General features: G+C 45.5%; 18 protein-coding genes. 8 read left to right on the forward strand and 10 right to left on the reverse strand.

Annotated elements, in window-relative coordinates:
• Window positions 1–3: 3 nt before the first annotated feature.
• From LEP1GSC047_RS12885 to LEP1GSC047_RS12895, 3 genes are all read right to left on the reverse strand, one after another.
• Window positions 4–432 carry a DoxX family protein gene (locus LEP1GSC047_RS12885; protein WP_010414174.1) on the reverse strand — a complete coding sequence of 143 codons (429 nt, stop codon included), beginning with the start codon at window positions 430–432 and terminating at the stop codon, window positions 4–6.
• A gap of 123 nt (window positions 433–555) precedes the next feature.
• Window positions 556–1,017 carry an MORN repeat-containing protein gene (locus tag LEP1GSC047_RS12890; protein WP_010414178.1) on the reverse strand — a complete coding sequence of 154 codons (462 nt, stop codon included), beginning with the start codon at window positions 1,015–1,017 and terminating at the stop codon, window positions 556–558.
• Between the two features lie 260 nt (window positions 1,018–1,277).
• Entirely contained in the window at window positions 1,278–2,510 is a 1,233-nt protein-coding gene (locus LEP1GSC047_RS12895) for a metallophosphoesterase (protein ID WP_010414181.1), read from the reverse strand.
• A 148-nt stretch (window positions 2,511–2,658) separates the two neighbouring features.
• On the opposite strand from LEP1GSC047_RS12895, the gene LEP1GSC047_RS12900 reads away from it, so the two are divergent.
• The gene (locus LEP1GSC047_RS12900; protein WP_010414184.1) at window positions 2,659–4,422 is read left to right on the forward strand and encodes a GAF domain-containing SpoIIE family protein phosphatase; all 1,764 of its coding nucleotides are present in this window, start codon (window positions 2,659–2,661) and stop codon (window positions 4,420–4,422) included.
• Here LEP1GSC047_RS12900 and LEP1GSC047_RS12905 read toward each other — a convergent pair.
• The gene (locus tag LEP1GSC047_RS12905) at window positions 4,419–5,564 is read right to left on the reverse strand and encodes a M14 family metallopeptidase (RefSeq protein ID WP_010414187.1); all 1,146 of its coding nucleotides are present in this window, start codon (window positions 5,562–5,564) and stop codon (window positions 4,419–4,421) included. The genes LEP1GSC047_RS12900 and LEP1GSC047_RS12905 overlap by 4 nt on opposite strands.
• A gap of 380 nt (window positions 5,565–5,944) precedes the next feature.
• Here LEP1GSC047_RS12905 and LEP1GSC047_RS12910 point away from each other — a divergent pair, with 380 nt between their 5' ends.
• Both LEP1GSC047_RS12910 and LEP1GSC047_RS12915 read left to right on the forward strand, forming a co-directional pair.
• Window positions 5,945–6,229 carry an LIC10816 family protein gene (locus LEP1GSC047_RS12910; protein ID WP_010414189.1) on the forward strand — a complete coding sequence of 95 codons (285 nt, stop codon included), beginning with the start codon at window positions 5,945–5,947 and terminating at the stop codon, window positions 6,227–6,229.
• A 133-nt stretch (window positions 6,230–6,362) separates the two neighbouring features.
• The gene (locus LEP1GSC047_RS12915; protein WP_010414191.1) at window positions 6,363–7,019 is read left to right on the forward strand and encodes a DsbA family protein; all 657 of its coding nucleotides are present in this window, start codon (window positions 6,363–6,365) and stop codon (window positions 7,017–7,019) included.
• A 62-nt stretch (window positions 7,020–7,081) separates the two neighbouring features.
• On the opposite strand, the gene LEP1GSC047_RS12920 is transcribed toward LEP1GSC047_RS12915, so the two are convergent.
• The 3 genes from LEP1GSC047_RS12920 to LEP1GSC047_RS12930 form a co-directional block, all read right to left on the reverse strand.
• Complete coding sequence (locus LEP1GSC047_RS12920) at window positions 7,082–7,948, reverse strand: hypothetical protein (RefSeq protein ID WP_010414192.1); 867 nt, start codon at window positions 7,946–7,948, stop codon at window positions 7,082–7,084.
• A gap of 17 nt (window positions 7,949–7,965) precedes the next feature.
• Complete coding sequence (locus LEP1GSC047_RS12925) at window positions 7,966–8,340, reverse strand: hypothetical protein (RefSeq protein WP_010414195.1); 375 nt, start codon at window positions 8,338–8,340, stop codon at window positions 7,966–7,968.
• A gap of 100 nt (window positions 8,341–8,440) precedes the next feature.
• The gene (locus LEP1GSC047_RS12930; RefSeq protein ID WP_010414198.1) at window positions 8,441–9,463 is read right to left on the reverse strand and encodes a zinc-dependent alcohol dehydrogenase; all 1,023 of its coding nucleotides are present in this window, start codon (window positions 9,461–9,463) and stop codon (window positions 8,441–8,443) included.
• 89 nt (window positions 9,464–9,552) lie between these two features.
• Here LEP1GSC047_RS12930 and LEP1GSC047_RS12935 point away from each other — a divergent pair, with 89 nt between their 5' ends.
• On the forward strand, window positions 9,553–10,149 hold the full coding sequence (locus tag LEP1GSC047_RS12935; RefSeq protein WP_010414202.1) for a TetR/AcrR family transcriptional regulator: 597 nt from the start codon (window positions 9,553–9,555) through the stop codon (window positions 10,147–10,149).
• Between the two features lie 24 nt (window positions 10,150–10,173).
• Here the strand turns inward: LEP1GSC047_RS12935 and LEP1GSC047_RS12940 are convergent, their stop codons facing one another.
• From LEP1GSC047_RS12940 to LEP1GSC047_RS12950, 3 genes are all read right to left on the reverse strand, one after another.
• Entirely contained in the window at window positions 10,174–10,560 is a 387-nt protein-coding gene (locus LEP1GSC047_RS12940; protein ID WP_010414205.1) for a phage holin family protein, read from the reverse strand.
• Between the two features lie 7 nt (window positions 10,561–10,567).
• Window positions 10,568–10,756: a hypothetical protein gene (locus tag LEP1GSC047_RS12945; protein ID WP_010414207.1), complete on the reverse strand. Its 189-nt coding sequence runs from the start codon at window positions 10,754–10,756 to the stop codon at window positions 10,568–10,570.
• Window positions 10,757–10,882: 126 nt separating this feature from the next.
• The gene (locus LEP1GSC047_RS12950; RefSeq protein ID WP_010414209.1) at window positions 10,883–11,470 is read right to left on the reverse strand and encodes a hypothetical protein; all 588 of its coding nucleotides are present in this window, start codon (window positions 11,468–11,470) and stop codon (window positions 10,883–10,885) included.
• Window positions 11,471–11,930: 460 nt separating this feature from the next.
• Here LEP1GSC047_RS12950 and LEP1GSC047_RS12955 point away from each other — a divergent pair, with 460 nt between their 5' ends.
• From LEP1GSC047_RS12955 to leuA2, 4 genes are all read left to right on the forward strand, one after another.
• Window positions 11,931–12,725 carry a crotonase/enoyl-CoA hydratase family protein gene (locus LEP1GSC047_RS12955; protein ID WP_010414211.1) on the forward strand — a complete coding sequence of 265 codons (795 nt, stop codon included), beginning with the start codon at window positions 11,931–11,933 and terminating at the stop codon, window positions 12,723–12,725.
• A gap of 88 nt (window positions 12,726–12,813) precedes the next feature.
• Window positions 12,814–13,599, forward strand: coding sequence for a hypothetical protein (locus LEP1GSC047_RS12960; protein WP_010414213.1), 786 nt, complete (start codon window positions 12,814–12,816; stop codon window positions 13,597–13,599).
• Between the two features lie 144 nt (window positions 13,600–13,743).
• A complete protein-coding gene (locus LEP1GSC047_RS12965; RefSeq protein ID WP_010414216.1) occupies window positions 13,744–14,361 on the forward strand; it encodes a tetratricopeptide repeat protein in 618 nt (205 codons plus the stop codon).
• 224 nt (window positions 14,362–14,585) lie between these two features.
• Window positions 14,586–15,896 (forward strand): 2-isopropylmalate synthase LeuA2, encoded by a 1,311-nt coding sequence (leuA2, locus tag LEP1GSC047_RS12970; RefSeq protein ID WP_010414220.1) that lies wholly within the window; start codon window positions 14,586–14,588, stop codon window positions 15,894–15,896.
• The last annotated feature ends 12 nt before the right edge of the window (window positions 15,897–15,908 follow it).

Here is a 15,908-nt window from a genome sequence, read left to right on the forward strand (position 1 = left end):
CCTTTAAACACTCTTATGGGTTTCTATATAAAAGTCAGCCGATATACGTCCCGATCCATACAAAGAAAAGTGTAAAAGTAAAAGTAGGATCATGGAGGCATACGGGAGGTTGGAGCCGGCGGACACGAAACCTTCCTTCGAGTGGATAAATAAAACCGCGCCGACTAATACGGGCAATTGTAGGATGGCGGAGAATCGAGTCAGTAGTCCGGCAAAAAGAAGAATCCCGCCACAAATATGGGCGATTACGATATAATGGGCCATCAGCGCGGACGCAAACGGAGCATTATGCAATTCCATTAAGCGAATTAGGGCCTCGGTGTCCGAGAGAAATAAAAGGCCCTTGTAGAGCAACACGCCCCCTAAGTACATTCTAACGATATCGATCCACCAATCCCTATGCGTATCCAACCAATGATTGACTCTTTCCATAAGTACCTCCAAGCATCGCCGATGATTGTATTCTCGAACCGGAGAAAAGCAAGGGTTAACATAAAAAAATCGATTCTATAACGAACGATTAATTAAACTAAGGGTCCATTCGCTGAAAACGGCTTATTTGCAAAGAACCTTACGATTTTCTAATCTACATTGGTACGTTTTTCCGCTTTTGCGATATTGTCCGCTTCCGTTTCCTTCGCCCGAAAAGCGACCGTTAAAGACACCACCGTCCCGAAACGTATAGGTGCCCTGGCCCGATTTTAAATCTCGCGACCAGTTTCCCTCGTATTTATCCCCATCCGAGTATGCGAGTATTCCCCAGCCATGTCTCTGCTCATTTGTAAAACGACCGAAATACACGTCTCTCGATTCGTAAACATAGATCCCCTCTCCCTGTTTACAATCCCCTCGTTTGCAACCGGAACCTTTCTTCGAAAAGGAACGCAAGTCCGGACCGGAGTCACCGGGACTCGTTTTCTTCTCCAAACGTTTCCCTTGGGCGTCTTCGTCGAAGTACTCCCTCGAAGACAAATCAGGATCGAGCTCTCGATCATCGGCCTTCTTCTTGGGTTTCAATCGTTCGATTTCCGGATTAGTTTTGGGTTTCGGTTTCCCGCATGCGGTTAAGAATGCTATGCCGGAAATGAGGAAAAAAATAAGGACAAGCCGAAGGAAAAAGGAAAAAAATCTAGGACTCCAACCTTCGGATTCCTTTCCTTTAATAAAATCAGGCACGCAACGGATTCGAACTAGAGACTCAGTCCCTTTCATCGTCTCTCCTTTAAAACTAACTGTAAGGAATTGCAGGAGAGAAGTTTGTCAAATCCAAATCCCGATCAGGCTCTTTCCAATACGAGAAGAGTAATTTCCGACGGAGCTCCGATTCGTAAGGGAGGTCCCCAATAACCGGTGCCTCGGCTTACGTATAATTGCGTTCCTTCCCATTTGCTAAGACCGGCCACGAATTTTTGAAAAATATGAATCAATACGTTGCCTGGAAAATACTGTCCTCCATGCGTGTGGCCGGAGAGCTGCAAATCGAACCCGGCTTTCGCCGCCTCAAAAACCGAGTTGGGTTGGTGAGCCAATAAAAGTTTAAAGTCGGCACTTTCGGTACCTTTCGCGGCCCTCTCCGGATCGGTCTTATGATTGGGAATGACGGAATGTGCCTTATAGTCGGTAACTCCGGCAACCGCAATCGTTGCTCCCTTATGAGCGATGAGTTTGTTCTGGTTTAAAAGAACATGGACGCCCATGTCCTTGAGCTCGTGAATCCAAGCGATTGCGCCCGAATAGTATTCGTGATTGCCGGTTACAAAAAACGTTCCATATTTCGAGGAAAGATCTCGTAACGGAGCCGTATGCTCCCGCAATAAGTTGACTGTGCCGTCTACAAGATCCCCGGTTATGGCGACTAGATCCGCATCCAGTTCATTCGTCCTTCGTACGACACCCTCCAAAAATCCTTTCTTAATCGTCGGGCCGATATGTATGTCCGATAATTGAGCGATCCTAAAACCTTCCAAGCCCTCGGGCAATCCGGGAACCTTGATAGAAACTTTTTTCAGGGCCGGACTCTTATGCGCCTGGTAAAACCCGAAAGCCGTTAAACCTCCAGTGAATCCTATGACTAAAAATGAGGCTAATCTTGAAAGGAAGTCGTTGCGAGTCAGTTGAGCGGTGGAAAGGAAAGGCTCCGAGTCAGTTAACCCGCTTGCACCCGAACTACTTTGTAGAATTCCGGATAATAGTACCCACCCTTTCCAAGCTAACTTACCCAAGTCATGAAAAACCGTGAATGAAACGAGTAGAGTGAAAAATCCGAGACTGGTAAACGCGGCATAGGACCATAATTTTTGCCACTGGGTTTCGCGGTAAAAGAGGCTTAGAAGATAGGCTGTCGGAGTCAGCAGTACAAAGACTAGGACTAAAAGCCAAAGAATTCCCTGTTGAACCGAATTCAATTCAAACGGTGCACTCAATCGATTCACGGCATAACTGTATGCAAGAAACAGAATCACCGTAAATACCCCAAGAAAAATATAAAATCTCTGCAATTCAAACTCCATGTTCATTTATCCGACCGAAAGACCTCGCCTTCTGTTCCGGAAAAACCGGAAAGTGGAAGGAAACCGAGGCCTTTCCTTCGGTTTTTGTCGATTTGAAAAACGACAATCGTTGACTTTGCGCCCGATCCGTGCCAGTCTGGGCGCATCTATGGTTCAGGTCGATTCCGAAGCTCGTAAATACCGAAGTTTGCTCAATACAAGTACGATTTTAAATGCAAACCTGGATCTTTACCAACTTCTTCCGCTTATTATGCTGTATTCGAAAGATCTTCTGGAAGCGGAAGCTAGCTCCCTATTCTTATTGGACGAAAAAGACGGATTCCTATATTGCGAAGTCGCCTTGGGAGAAAAAGGGGAAATCATTCAAAAATACGCTCGATTAGAGCCCGGACAAGGAATCGCAGGCTGGGTGGCCCGGGAAAAAAAACCGATTCTGCTGGAAGACGCTTATACGGATGCGCGCTTTAACCCTTCCTTAGATCAAAAAACGGGATTTCGGACTAGATCCCTTGCCTGTGTGCCGCTATTCGTTCAAGACCAGGTAATCGGAACGCTCGAAATTCTAAACAAATCCGGAAATAGAAGCTTCGACAATTCGGACATCGAAGTTCTCGCTTCTCTATCCGAAATCGCCGCGATCGCGATCAAAAACGCCAAGACTCATGAATCCCTGAAAAAAAGGATCCTAGAACTTTCATTATTATACGAATTCGAGAAACTCACCGTTGCCGAAAAGAGCATTCAGGAATTGGGAAATTGGCTGATTGATAAAGTTTTGGAGTTCCTGGAAGCTAAAGCAGGAACCATCTACCTAGCCGATCCTACTTTGGAAGTTTTACGTATTTTGGCCGCGAGGGGAATTCCTGAGGACGCGATTCATTCTATTCAAGTGCCCTACGGAGAAGGAGTTTCCGGCTGGGTGGCAAAGGAGAAGCAAAGTCTTTTAATTCAAAATCTGGATGAGGATCCAAGATATGATAAGAATGCAAAATATAAATTCGAGGCGAGCTCCTTAATCTCGGCCCCCTTATTGTATCGAGGAGAACTTCTCGGCGTGATTAGCGTGAATAATAAATATTCAGGATACGCATTTACTCATTCCGATTTGGAGATGCTGGGAGCGATCGCGAATCGACTTAGCGTCACGATTCAAAATGCGAATCTATTCCATAAAGTCGTCGATAATGAGCGGGAACTCAAACGGGCCCGGGAAGTTATGGCCAAAATCCTGCCGTCCGCATTGCCGTACGTTCCCGGCCTGGAATTCGGCGTTCAGCATATTCCTTTCGATAACGTGGGCGGAGACTTTTATAATGTCATAAAATTAGACGAACACAGAACTGCGGTACTGATCGCGGACGTATCAGGGCACGGATTATCCGCGTCGGTTGTGGCCGCGGTAATTCACACGGTCATGGAAACGTTCGAAGAAGAGACCTTATCCAGTCCGTCCAAGTTTTTTACGGCCTTAAATCATGCTTTATACAATAAGCTTGCGGGTAATTTCCTGACGTCTTTTTACGCAGTGGTTCATACGGGGACCGATACATTAGTTTATTCTAATGCAGGTCATAATCCTCCGATATTATATAGGAAGGAAGAAGGAACATCCTTACCTTTGGAAACGAAAGGTAAGTTGGTCGGAGTGATCCCCGATTTATTTTTTGAGGAATTTGTTACCTCTTTCAAACCGATGGATCGACTCGTTTTATATACGGACGGAATCACCGAACATTCCAACGAAGACAGGAGTCGCCGTTACAGCGACGATTTGCTGACTCTCGCGATCCGTTCCTCATCGCAAAGTCCCGCGAGCGAAGCCGCGCCCGGACTGGTTAAGGAATGCCGAACGTATTGCAGACGTTCCGATTTCGAAGACGATGTTACGCTGCTCATAGTCGATAGGGTTTAAATCTTGGAAAATCTGCGGATCGCCTCGGGAATAACGCCGAAGACCTGGTCCATCGCCGCCAACCTCCAATCTTCCCGGGTCGGATAAAACATCTCGCGAAATTCGTTTCGGATTTTTTCCGCCGAGCGATCCGATTTTGATCCGTGTAAACGAATTCTATTTTCGCTGATCATCAAAAAACTTCCCTTGAGGCCTCCGAGCAGATTCAAATTTCCGAAAGTACCCATTTCGACCGTGATCGGAAATAGTTCCTTATCCTTTCCGAATAGCTTACCGAAAAAATCCGTAAAATCGCCCGAAGTCGTATAAAAATCGTCCTCCGCTTCGCTTAGCAAAAGCCCGAAATCGCCGAAAACTTTCCGCAGATTCTTGTCCTCTCTCGAACCGGCGGGAGCATTCTGCATGAGACTTAAAGTATTGCGAGCCCCGTAACCCGTATGATAATCTAGGATCAGGATCTGCTCGTAATTCTTTAGGGTCTTTCGGAAAAACTTTCGTAAGCGCCTTACGACAGGTTCCGGTTTTCTGCCGCCGTAATAGATTCCGTCCGGAAACTCGTACTGGCCGTTCACCGCCGCGTCGAGTACGTATTTCGCTCCGAATCGCGCAACGATCCCTGCAAAACGAATTACAAAAATAAGATATTCCCAAGTGATATAGGTGAATTTTTTCGCCGGATTCAAGAAGGATTGAATCTTTCTGTATCCTTTATTCTTGGCCTTTTTATGCAACTTTTCGCGTTTCAGGGCAAAATTCCTATTCAAGTCCACATTTCTTTCGTTGACCCGGCGCATCTTTTTGAAGCCGTCCACGTTGATTCCGTGCAGTATCAGGAAATCGGTGTTCTTGGGCGGAGAATAGGACGGGTTTTCGTTCAAAAGGAATTCTTCGATCCATCTTCTCTGAAAGGAAGAACCCGCGTATCCTTCCACTCCGTGAATGCCGGAACTCATAATCACGATTTTCTTGGGAGGATTCTTTTTGGATCCGATCAAATAGGAGTCGATATTCCCTCCTCCCTTGGGGATCTCCAGCACTTCGTGCTTAAAACGCGGAAAGGCCCTTTTTAAACCCCGGCGATAGGAAAGAAATGCCCTTTGGCAGGCTTCGTAAGTTTCCAAATAGTATGAAAGTAAATCCACGTTAAGGAAATTCTTTTGAAACGAAGGCAGGGGTCGAAAAGAATTTTTTCTAAAATGATTACGATTTGGTTAAGGATTGCCCACCCAGGGGATAAAAAATTCCGTTTATAAGAGAGCCGGAAAGGCTTAATAAAATAAAATCGGAAAAAATTTTACCTTTTTCCCGGGAAGGTCCCTATCCCTTATTGAACATTGATTCGATCGAAACTGGGTAAATTAATTCTTTGAAGAAATATGATTAATCCGAATGTGCTACGAATCATGACGATAATAAACCGCTCGTTATATTACATTCAATTTCCTTAAAATATTTTTTCCTTCTACGGTAATAAACGAAAACCTATGCGTGTCTAACCTAGTACCTTAAGGAGGTATGAACCATGGATGCAGTCACCATTTTCGCTTTAGCGCTTTTGGCTGTTCCTGTGTTTGCCCGGTTCGCCCGAGTATCAAAGGACGCGATGAATCGCTATCACCTAATCGGATTGGGAGGTCTATTCCTGATCTTAGGCGAGGCTACGAAGATTACGGCAGTTAAAGTTACACCGATAGCTACCGTTCTTCCGATGATAGACATCGCAACCGCGATCCTAGCCTACGCGGGGGTACTATTCGGGGTGGTATGGCTATCGCTTTACTACGTCAAACACCCGAACGAAATTTAGAAAATCCTCCGAAACGAAAAAGAGATGGAGGCGGGACGAATGTCCCGCCTTTTTTATACCGATCGATTGAAAGACGGATCACTATTCCGAGAAAAGGCTGGTCTTTCCGAAGATTCCGTCTTATACCGGTCCTGTGGAACTCCACCGACCTTCCGGCAAGCATTCCCTAATTTACGTTGCAGATCCGCTTTGTGCGTGGTCGTACGGATTCGGTCCGTCCATTCTTAAGCTCAAAAGTAAGTACGAGGACAAAATCGATTTTTCTTTAGTCATGGGCGGATTGAAATACGGCCCGGGTGTCGAATCGTTTACCCCCGAAGTGACGGACCGGCTTCGGTATCAATGGAAAGAAGTAGAAAGAGTCTCCGGACGTAAATTTCATTACGAAATTCTAAACCGAAGGGACTTAAGATTCGATTCGGAACCGGCATGCCGTGCAGTGATTGCGGCGCAGCGAGTAGCTCCAGCTCTTGCCTTCGAGTATTTGGAAGCGCTTTCTTTCGGTTTCCACGCTGCCGGAAAGGATCCTACCGATTTGAATACGTTCCTTTCCATCGCCTCCGACTTATCCATCCATGAATCCGATTTCGAAGAGCTCTATCGAAGGGAAGAAACGTCTCTGGAAACCGAAAACGATTTTAATTATGGATTTCTTTTGGGTGTAACAGGATTTCCGACTCTTGTTTTCTCGGACGGTTTGGAGAGGGGAATACTCGCGAAAGGCTTTTTGCCTTACGAAGAAATCGATTCGATTTTCTCCGACTACTTTCGCTCTATCGGACAATCTTAATTTTGAAAATTTACTCGAACCATAATCGAATGCGGAATTTTCGATTAATCCGACCGGATTTGTCAGGGTTTTTTGTTTTCGGACACTCCTGAAAGTTGATCTACGATAAACTGAACATCTTTCTCGCTCCCGATATAAAGTATCGTCAAAATATAATCTTTTGCATTTTCCTTCGAAACCTGCCTCGTTCGCACAAGATTCAATATGGCTTCGCTCGCTTTTTTGGAATATAACCTGCGAAAGACTCCTAAAAGGATTCGGTCCGACTGCGGATCTTTGTTCAAATAACCGACTAAGGAATCTTCGAATTTCGGAAACGTTTTATCGTTTAACGTGCCGACAAGTTTTTGCAAAGCCAGTCTCCTGATTTCGGCATCTTCCGGGTACTTGTCGATGATCGACCGGCTTAATTCGGGCTCGCTATAGGAGTAAGAGGTAAGCCATTTTAGAATCGCAGCCCTATTATTTTCCGCGAGGGCTTGCTGAATCGGCTTCACCTGCTTAATCGGATCCTCCTCGATTCGGGCCCGATCCACATTGCCGTTCACGTCGAACGCACTTCTAAAGAATAGGTCCCCAAAAAAAATCACCGGCGTGAGTAAGACCGAAAACGGGAGGAAGGCCATTCTAGTGACATACCGATTCTCCGGCCTCGGCGTCCAAAGAATGCTGATCGTATCCTGATAGGCATTCGGAATACGCATAATCGGATGAACGAGAAATAAATCCAGTAGTCCGGCCAAAAGACCTATCGGAATATAGAGCGGGGCCGCGATGATTTTAGGGACCGGTTCTTCCGGGACAAGATGCTTTTCGACTTGGACGATAAGGGGAGTGTTATTTCGATTAAAAATCGCACAATTATATCCGAATATTATAATGTACGAAAATATCAGGAAGGTTCTTGCGAAGACTAATGATCGTTTCATATTCGTTCGAATCCTGCTTAAAAATCGATTCCGCTTCGTCCTAAAAAATCGACCAGAAAAAAGACGGGGCTCACGGCCAATTTGGGAAGAAACACGATGGTTTGAAAGACCACCCCTCCGGTTGGATCTTTCCATATAACCTTGTAAGTATCCTCCAGCGCATCCGGAATTACGCTGATCGGGTGAAGAACGAATGCATCCAATAAAAGCGATAAGACGCCGACCGGAATTATGATCGGAGCCAAAGCTATCTGAGCCGGAGCGCTTTCCGGCGTAACCTTTTCATCCAAATAATTGGTCAGCGCTCGATTCTTCCTCTCCAATACGGCACAATCGGAAAGAAAAACCGAAAAAAGAAAAATACAAATGCAACTGATAACGGATCTTTTCATCGGAAAACGCGGGACTTTAGAATGCTAAAATAAAATCGGTTTGTCCAGAAATTTTTTTCCTCTCCCTCCGCGTAAATTCCCCGATTTTCGAAATCTGTCCCTATCGAACGACGATTAATTTGGTTTCTTCCTCCAGGAATGCTTCGCCCGCATCTTTCCAACTTGCCTTTTTAGTAGTGACTTTGGAAGGATCAAAACCTTCCTCTTCTACCAGGCGCAATATCTCCGGCATCCATTCCCTGGATCGAACTCGACCGATACGGATGGATGCCCCATTATTATAAAGATCTAAATAAGGAATCGGCAAAGTATTCGTCCAAAAAATGGAAGCAGAACCGAAAATTCCGTCCACGTCGAGAGAACGCAAGCCGCAATCCCATCCTTCCGGGCTTCCGCTTGCGTCCGCGACTATATCAAATTTTCCGAAACTTTTCGGAAACTTCGAGACTTGCTCCACTTTAACGCCGAAGGAAGCGGCCAAATCCAATCTCTTCTTTTCGGTATCTAAATAAACGATTTCGGCGGCCCCCATGTGCTTTGCCAGAGCGGCGGTATATAATCCTATACTCGAAGCAAGGCCTCCTAAAACCAAGATTCTGAGATTCTTATTATGATTCAGGAATAACCCCGCCAATTTCCAGGCTTCCACCAGATTATCGTTGATGCTTGCAATCGCTGCAGGATCCGTCTTGGATGAAAAAGGTACGAGCATCTCCTTCGCGTAGGGAACTCCTACCAGATCCGATAAGGCTCCTCCGAATTCCTTACCTCCCTTTCCCATACCGTACGCGCTCGTGTGCGACACACTGGAGCAACTTTTCGACTGTCCGATTTCGCAATAATGACAGTGGCCGCAGGAGATCTGGAACGGAACCGCCACCTTGGTTCCGACCGGAAATAAATCGTCTATTTCAGGACTTGTCCGAACGATCTCGCCCACAAACTCGTGCCCGACCGGAAACGGAGGACGAAATAATGTCTGTCCTCTTAGGATCGGCAAATCCAGGTCACAACGAGAAACCGCTAGCGGTTTAACCAAGGCCTGATTTTTACCCGTAATTTTCGGCTCGGGAACTTCCGACCATTCGAGGGTCCGTCTCTTGACAAATTGTAGCTGTTGCATGAGGCTCTCCGGATAGACTATATAGTCTACTCAATTCTACTATGAGGAATAGTTATAGACCGCATAGTCTATCAAAATATTTTCGGTTTATGGAAAAAAGAAAAGTTCCGATCGCAAATCACGAGGGTCCTTACGAACGCCTCGTAGGAACCGCGATTAGATTGATCTATTCCCAGGGTTATGCGGGGACTTCCGTAAATCAGGTCATCGGGGAATCGGATTCCCACAAGGCTAGTTTTTACAGATACTTTCAAACCAAAGAGGATCTGGGAAGAGAATACTTGAAAATCCAAGCGACCAATTTCCGGAATAGCTGGGAGCGATTAATGGCGAGATCCGCAACTCCGGTCGAATTTATAAATCGCTGGATGGCCTTGTTGAATAAGCAGGTGCGTGAAAAAAAATATTTCGGATGTCCCCTCGCAAGATTCATGGGAAGCCTGGACCAACCCGACCAGGCCTGGGTCAATCAGGGCGCCGAAGTATTAGAATCCTGGATTCATTGTTTGGAAACTTATTTCGAAGAAAACATAACCCGGGGATTATTGCCTCGAACGTTTCCGGCCAGAAAAAAGGCGGAACGTTTGATGAAGTTATTTCAGGCGAATTCCCAATTTTATATGATAACCGGGAATTCGAAATTCTTTAAGGAATTGCAGGAAGAAATGATCGGAGAATTAACGTAAGCGGAAAAATTTATTTACGTTTTCTTAATTCCGATTCTGATTCGAATCCTCGTTACCTGTTTCCCTCTTTGCCACGTAGTTCGCCAAAGCGAGAACCGCTCCGCCCACAAAAGCCGAGAAAAAGCTCGGTACAAAAATCTTTCCCGGAAAAATATCTCCGATCATGAGTAGAACCACGGCGTTAACGATCAATCCCGCGACTCCGAGAGTCAGGATATAAAATAAATAACCCAAACCAAGGGTAAAAATCACCAACAACCATCTCAATATGAAATTTAGAAATCCGAAAAACAATGCGATAATCAACGCATCCCAAAAACTTCCCGAAAGCCGAAAAAGCGGATTTATCAAAGGAAATACATAAAGAATAACTAATGATTGAAGCGCTAAAGAAAGCAGTAATTTGGCCATATCTGTCCTAAACTGTGGAATCCAAAAATTGTCCTAAATGAGGTGGCAATCCGCCCGGCGGAACGATCACCGTCTGCGGTTGAACGACATTATTATCCGAAACGGAAGCGACTTCTCTCGGCTCGTCCCCCACTCGTGCAGGTGCACTCGATTCGGAAAATAGAATTTGCCTCGATCCAACCGCCATATAAGGCATATACCAAACCTCGAACGGATATATTTTATAATCTTAGACGTTCGAAGGGAAAGAAAGCAAAAACTAAAATCATACCGGAAAAACTCCGATTCCGAGAGGTTTCAGCGAACGTCCTTTTCTTATCTTTTATCCTTCCAAAATGATTCCGCAGTCCAATTTCTCCATTCGGAACCCGGACGAAATCGCATTATAAAGAAAGTATGTTACGAAACCGATCGCGTAGGAAATGGTCGTAGTTCTCATATCGACCACTCCCGTTCCTCTGAAGTAAAGCTTCACCGCTCGGAAGGATCTCCTAGAAAGATTCGGTTCTTTTGCGGATCGATCTTCCACACCCAAACCGCAATTATGAGAAAGATTGGTCCCGTCAGCGTACAGATAAAAATCCATCCTTTCGGATTGTAGAAACGATTCTCTTCGCTTAATCGTTCCTTCTAATTCCAGCTCTTTTGCTCTGGCACCGCTACCGATTAAAATCGGAAATTTCGCGTATTCTCGATCCGCTCTTCTATCTTTTCCTTCCGTTCCGGTATAAAAAGTAGCCATGATACTCCCCGCATCGAATTGATCGACGGTTTCGAATTGTATGAGGAGCGGAATCTCGGCCCGCCTCGGTTCGATTACGGGAACCGGAGTCGTATTTTTCCGAATTTGAGTACAAGCCATCATTAAAAATAGAATCGAAAAAGGGAGTAAACGCTGATATTTTTTCATTGGGATACGATGCCTATCAATCCAATTATAAAAATGTCCTTTTGTCCAGTCAAAACCCGTTCCGGCTAGCCGATCGAGCGAAGAATTGATTCTTTAGAAGCTGTCAGAATCGAACGGCGCATTTTCCTTAAACATCATAGAGTCAATAGAAGGAATGGATCGCTACTCAATCGATTTCGATCGGGCAGAGCTATGCTTCGTAGCGGTACATTTTATACGAATCATAAATATGTTTATGCACAAATGAAAATCGATTTCCCATTCAATCCCTTGTTTCGATAGATTTGAAACCATAACAAACGTAGTTTTTTTAAAACTTCGGATCGAAATGCAGAATAAGAATTCGTTTTCCATCCAGTTAAATCCAACCGAAATTAAAAACTAATTTGACTTTTCTTGCAAATCATTCCGAAAGTGAATTAAGGTAACGTAAGATAGTTTTGTTGCCAAAGGAAGCAAGATGTCCACTATCAATCTTATTCTGACTGAAAAACGAAATCATGTTTTCTTAATCGGATTAAATCGCCCGGAAGAAAGAAATGCGATGAATACCGAAATGTTAAATCGGTTAAGCGAAGCGTATTCCGAGTTCGAAGATGATCCCGAATTGAGATGCGCGGTATTATATGCCAATGGAATGCATTTTACGTTGGGCCTGGAATTAAACGATGTGGCGGAAACGATAAAAAAGAAAAAAGCCTATACTTATTCCGAACATCAAATCGATCCATGGGACAATGGAGCCACTAAACGCGTACGAACTAAGCCGATCGTTTGCGCGGTTCACGGTTTCTGTTTTACTCTCGGCATAGAGTTGCTATTGGCCTGCGACGTTTGCATCGCAGCCGAAAAGACTAGATTCGCCCAAGTTGAAGTTCAGAGAGGTATAATGCCTTTCGGAGGAGCTACCTTTCGATTCGTAAAGACGGCGGGATGGGGGAATGCCATGCGGTATATTCTCACGGGAGACGATTTTCCCGTCGAGGAGGCGTTTCGAATGGGCCTGGTCCAGGAGATAGTTCCTAAAAAAGAACTCCTACAAAGAGCGATCGCAATGGCCGAAAGAATTTCCGAGCAAGCTCCTCTCGCCGTTCAGGCTGCGATCGCGTCGGCAAGAAAAGCCGTTTTGGAAGGGGAGTCAAACGCTGCTAAAGATCTGCTTCCGATTACATTGCGATTAATGGAAAGCGAAGATGGAGCCGAGGGAGTCCGCTCCTTTCTCGAAAAAAGAAAAGGGAAATTTATAGGTAAATGATATAAGCCTAGTTTCCGGCCTTCGATGCACGGATCTCCCGGAAGATTGTAATTTACAAAAATAGGTATTTCCCGGAAAATTCCGTACCGTGTCCAAAGGCAGTGCATTTCCTTCGAATTTTTTGAGATTTCGTTTAACCGTCTTTGTTTTACTAATTGCAGAATCGTTTTTGAGCTGCTCCTCATTCCCGCGCAGCGAAAAAGCGGATATCACCGCGGATCATCGCTATCTCCTTTCGTATAGAAACGAGGATGGACAGTTATTTACGGCAAATCTAAGCGTCCAGTCGCGATACGGCGAGGCATTATCCGATTTAAGAAGATTTCGAGTCGAAGTTTTACGACCGTTGGGGGAAAGATTCGTCGAGAGGTTAAAGGAAATCGATCAGCAAACGATCGAATTAAAGAAGGATAGTACATCCATCGTTAGGCGACTCGGAGCCGCGCTCGCCATCGCGTTGATCGTTCCTGTACCGTTCGCCTTTGAAACGACTTTAACGGTGGGACTTATTTATGTTACCTACAAAAAGATCACCGAAAAGAAAGAGGACCTTATCCGTAAAAGGCATGTCGAGGACCTCATTCGGGAATGCCAAAAAGTCGAAGATAGTTTAGAAACTTTTAAAAAAGAACATTTAGTTCCCTTTGCGACAAAATGGGAACGGAACTTTCAGGAAGAATCGAATCATTTCGTGAATTCAAAGGACCAATCCGATATTAGACTCTCGGATTCTCTGATGCAAAAATATTCCTCCGACAAAGAGTGGTTGAAAGTAAATGCGGAATGGGAATTAAATTCCTCCTTGCATCACTGCTCCAAGGAAGCTCCTCTCGAAAACAAACCTAAGATTCGACTCGCTTCCCGGAAATCATGAAAGGGATAAAATGCAGCGCTTCCTTGGATTCGAATCGTGCTAAATTTCCGGGACTCGATTGAATTTTATCCCGGGGCCTCCAAGTAGAATTTAGATATGCGAAAAAGTACGTGCGATTTCAGGCTGATCGGATGAAATGTAGATATGGATCCTAGACTTAGAACCGCTTTAGATCAGTTAAAACAAGGAGACTCGAATGGCGCAAAGGAAGTTCTCCAAGCCTGGATCCTATCGAATCCGAGCGACCCGCAAGCCTACTTTCACTTCGGAATGTGCCTGTCTCAGCTCGGTGATCTTTCGCTTGCAGAGGAACAACTTCAAAAATGTCTGCAACTAGAACCCGGGCATGTCCAAGCCTGGGTGGGTCTAGGCGTTTTATACGCAAGGCGGAAGGATAAACCTAAGGCAGAATTTCATCTTTCCAAAGCTTTGGAATTGGACGATACGGATATCTTTGCCCGCAAAAATCTTGCGGCAGTCTATACGGGGGCTTCCAAATTCGACCGGGCCCTAGAGCTTTTAAAAGGCCTACCCGATGAGGCACTGGACGATTCTCCTACTTTATACGCATTAGCGATTTGTTATGTTCGCACGAATCGATTTTCCCAGGCCAGGGAAACATTCCGAAAATTGGAAACGGTGGGAATTCCCGATCAGGTAAAAAAGGAGTATTTGCAACTCAAGCAGCTCTTAGAGGAAAAGCAATTCGAACAAGGCGGAATCTGGAGCTTTCTTAAAACGCAAGAAGATGAAAATACCTAGGAATTTTTCTTGACGATTTTGAAAGTTCTGCCGAGTCTAAGAATAGAACGTATGGCACAACGGTTTTTCCAGGCAAATCTGCTCGGACTCCTTCTTCTCCTTCTTGGAGACTAAGAGGAGCTAAGGACGCTATACGCAAAACCCGCTCCTCTTGAGCGGGTTTTTTGTTTCCGGCACTTTCGGAATCCGAAACACCGCTCTCGATGGCAAAGAAGTGAGTGACTATGGAAACGAAAACGACCTATGGCTCGGGCAATCCAATAAGCCCGTCCTTCCCATCTCTTCAAGAAATCATCGTACCCGGAAAAGGACTCAAGGCTCCCCAAGCCTCTCCCTTTTTTATGGACGTCACTCTTCGTGACGGCAATCAAGCGCTTCGCAAACCTTGGAATCTAAAAGAGAAAGAGATTATCTTTAGGCAACTTCTGAAACTCGGAGTCCAGGGCATCGAGGTAGGTTTTGCTTCCGCCGGAAAGCAGGATTTCGAAGCATGCGCGCATCTTTCTACCCTAGCGCCGGAGAATACGGTCATTTCGAGCCTTTCCCGCGCAGTGGAAGCCGAGATCGATCTTTCCTGGAAAGCCATTTCGCGAGCTCCAAAACCGAGAATCCATATCGTATATCCGGTGAGCGATTTTACCATTCGAAACGTTTTAGGGATTTCCGAAGGACAGGTGAGGGAAAATATCGTTCGATCCGTATCCTACGCGCGGAAATTGGTCGGAAATTTCGGCGAAGTCCAATTCTCCGGCGAGCACTTCGGAGATGCATTAGAAAATCTTGAATTTGCGATCGATGCGTTTCGAGCCGCCTTGGATGCCGGAACCGATCTCGTGAACTTGCCGAATACCGTGGAACGATATAGACCGTATTTATTCGTTGCAATGGTTCGTAAAGTAGTGGAATCTCTTCCGAAAGATTCCAGAATTTCCGTTCATACGCATAACGATCTCGGTATGGCGACTGCGACGACCGTCGAAAGTTTCTTTGCAGGTGCGACGCAATTGGAGACCGCATTGAACGGGTTGGGAGAACGGGCCGGGAATACGAATACTTACGAAGTCGCGATCGCTTTACATAATTGCGGAGTGAATGTGGATTTGAATTTTCAGGCGATTTACGAAACTTCGAGAATCGTTTCTCGAATGGCCGATATTCCGATTCCGGAAAAGGCTCCGCTGATCGGAGAAGACGTCGTGGCTCATCGTAGCGGAATTCATCAAGACGGAGTATCCAAAACCCAGAATATGAAAAAGGGAGCTTACCGAGCCTTCGAAGCCGATTTGATCGGCCGACCCGAAGGAGATAGAATCGCCTTTACGAGCCAGTCGGGAAAATCGGCAGTATACGAAATCCTTAAAGTAGCCGGGTCGGATATTACGCGGGAGGAAGCGGCAAAACTGCAGCCGATGCTAAAAGAAAGATCCGAAAAAATCGGCGGCGGAGAATTGACTCTGGACCAAATGATGGAAGAACTACGACGCTTGAGAAGTATCGAATCGCCGAAGACGCGACTCTTGCAGGATCCCGTTTGAGATGGGAGAAGA

The sequence above is a fragment of the Leptospira inadai serovar Lyme str. 10 genome (assembly GCF_000243675.2).
GTDB lineage: Bacteria > Spirochaetota > Leptospiria > Leptospirales > Leptospiraceae > Leptospira_B > Leptospira_B inadai.

Bases quoted from the DNA above. Each gene is read 5' to 3' on its own strand.
- LEP1GSC047_RS12885 (WP_010414174.1), bottom strand. From the start codon at position 432: ATGGAAAGAGTCAATCATTGGTTGGATACGCATAGGGATTGGTGGATC.
- LEP1GSC047_RS12895 (WP_010414181.1), bottom strand. From the start codon at position 2,510: ATGGAGTTTGAATTGCAGAGATTTTATATTTTTCTTGGGGTATTTACG.
- LEP1GSC047_RS12900 (WP_010414184.1), top strand. From the start codon at position 2,659: ATGGTTCAGGTCGATTCCGAAGCTCGTAAATACCGAAGTTTGCTCAAT.
- LEP1GSC047_RS12910 (WP_010414189.1), top strand. From the start codon at position 5,945: ATGGATGCAGTCACCATTTTCGCTTTAGCGCTTTTGGCTGTTCCTGTG.
- LEP1GSC047_RS12920 (WP_010414192.1), bottom strand. From the start codon at position 7,948: ATGAAACGATCATTAGTCTTCGCAAGAACCTTCCTGATATTTTCGTAC.
- LEP1GSC047_RS12925 (WP_010414195.1), bottom strand. From the start codon at position 8,340: ATGAAAAGATCCGTTATCAGTTGCATTTGTATTTTTCTTTTTTCGGTT.
- LEP1GSC047_RS12930 (WP_010414198.1), bottom strand. From the start codon at position 9,463: ATGCAACAGCTACAATTTGTCAAGAGACGGACCCTCGAATGGTCGGAA.
- LEP1GSC047_RS12935 (WP_010414202.1), top strand. From the start codon at position 9,553: ATGGAAAAAAGAAAAGTTCCGATCGCAAATCACGAGGGTCCTTACGAA.
- LEP1GSC047_RS12940 (WP_010414205.1), bottom strand. From the start codon at position 10,560: ATGGCCAAATTACTGCTTTCTTTAGCGCTTCAATCATTAGTTATTCTT.
- LEP1GSC047_RS12945 (WP_010414207.1), bottom strand. From the start codon at position 10,756: ATGCCTTATATGGCGGTTGGATCGAGGCAAATTCTATTTTCCGAATCG.
- LEP1GSC047_RS12950 (WP_010414209.1), bottom strand. From the start codon at position 11,470: ATGAAAAAATATCAGCGTTTACTCCCTTTTTCGATTCTATTTTTAATG.
- LEP1GSC047_RS12955 (WP_010414211.1), top strand. From the start codon at position 11,931: ATGTCCACTATCAATCTTATTCTGACTGAAAAACGAAATCATGTTTTC.
- LEP1GSC047_RS12965 (WP_010414216.1), top strand. From the start codon at position 13,744: ATGGATCCTAGACTTAGAACCGCTTTAGATCAGTTAAAACAAGGAGAC.
- leuA2 (WP_010414220.1), top strand. From the start codon at position 14,586: ATGGAAACGAAAACGACCTATGGCTCGGGCAATCCAATAAGCCCGTCC.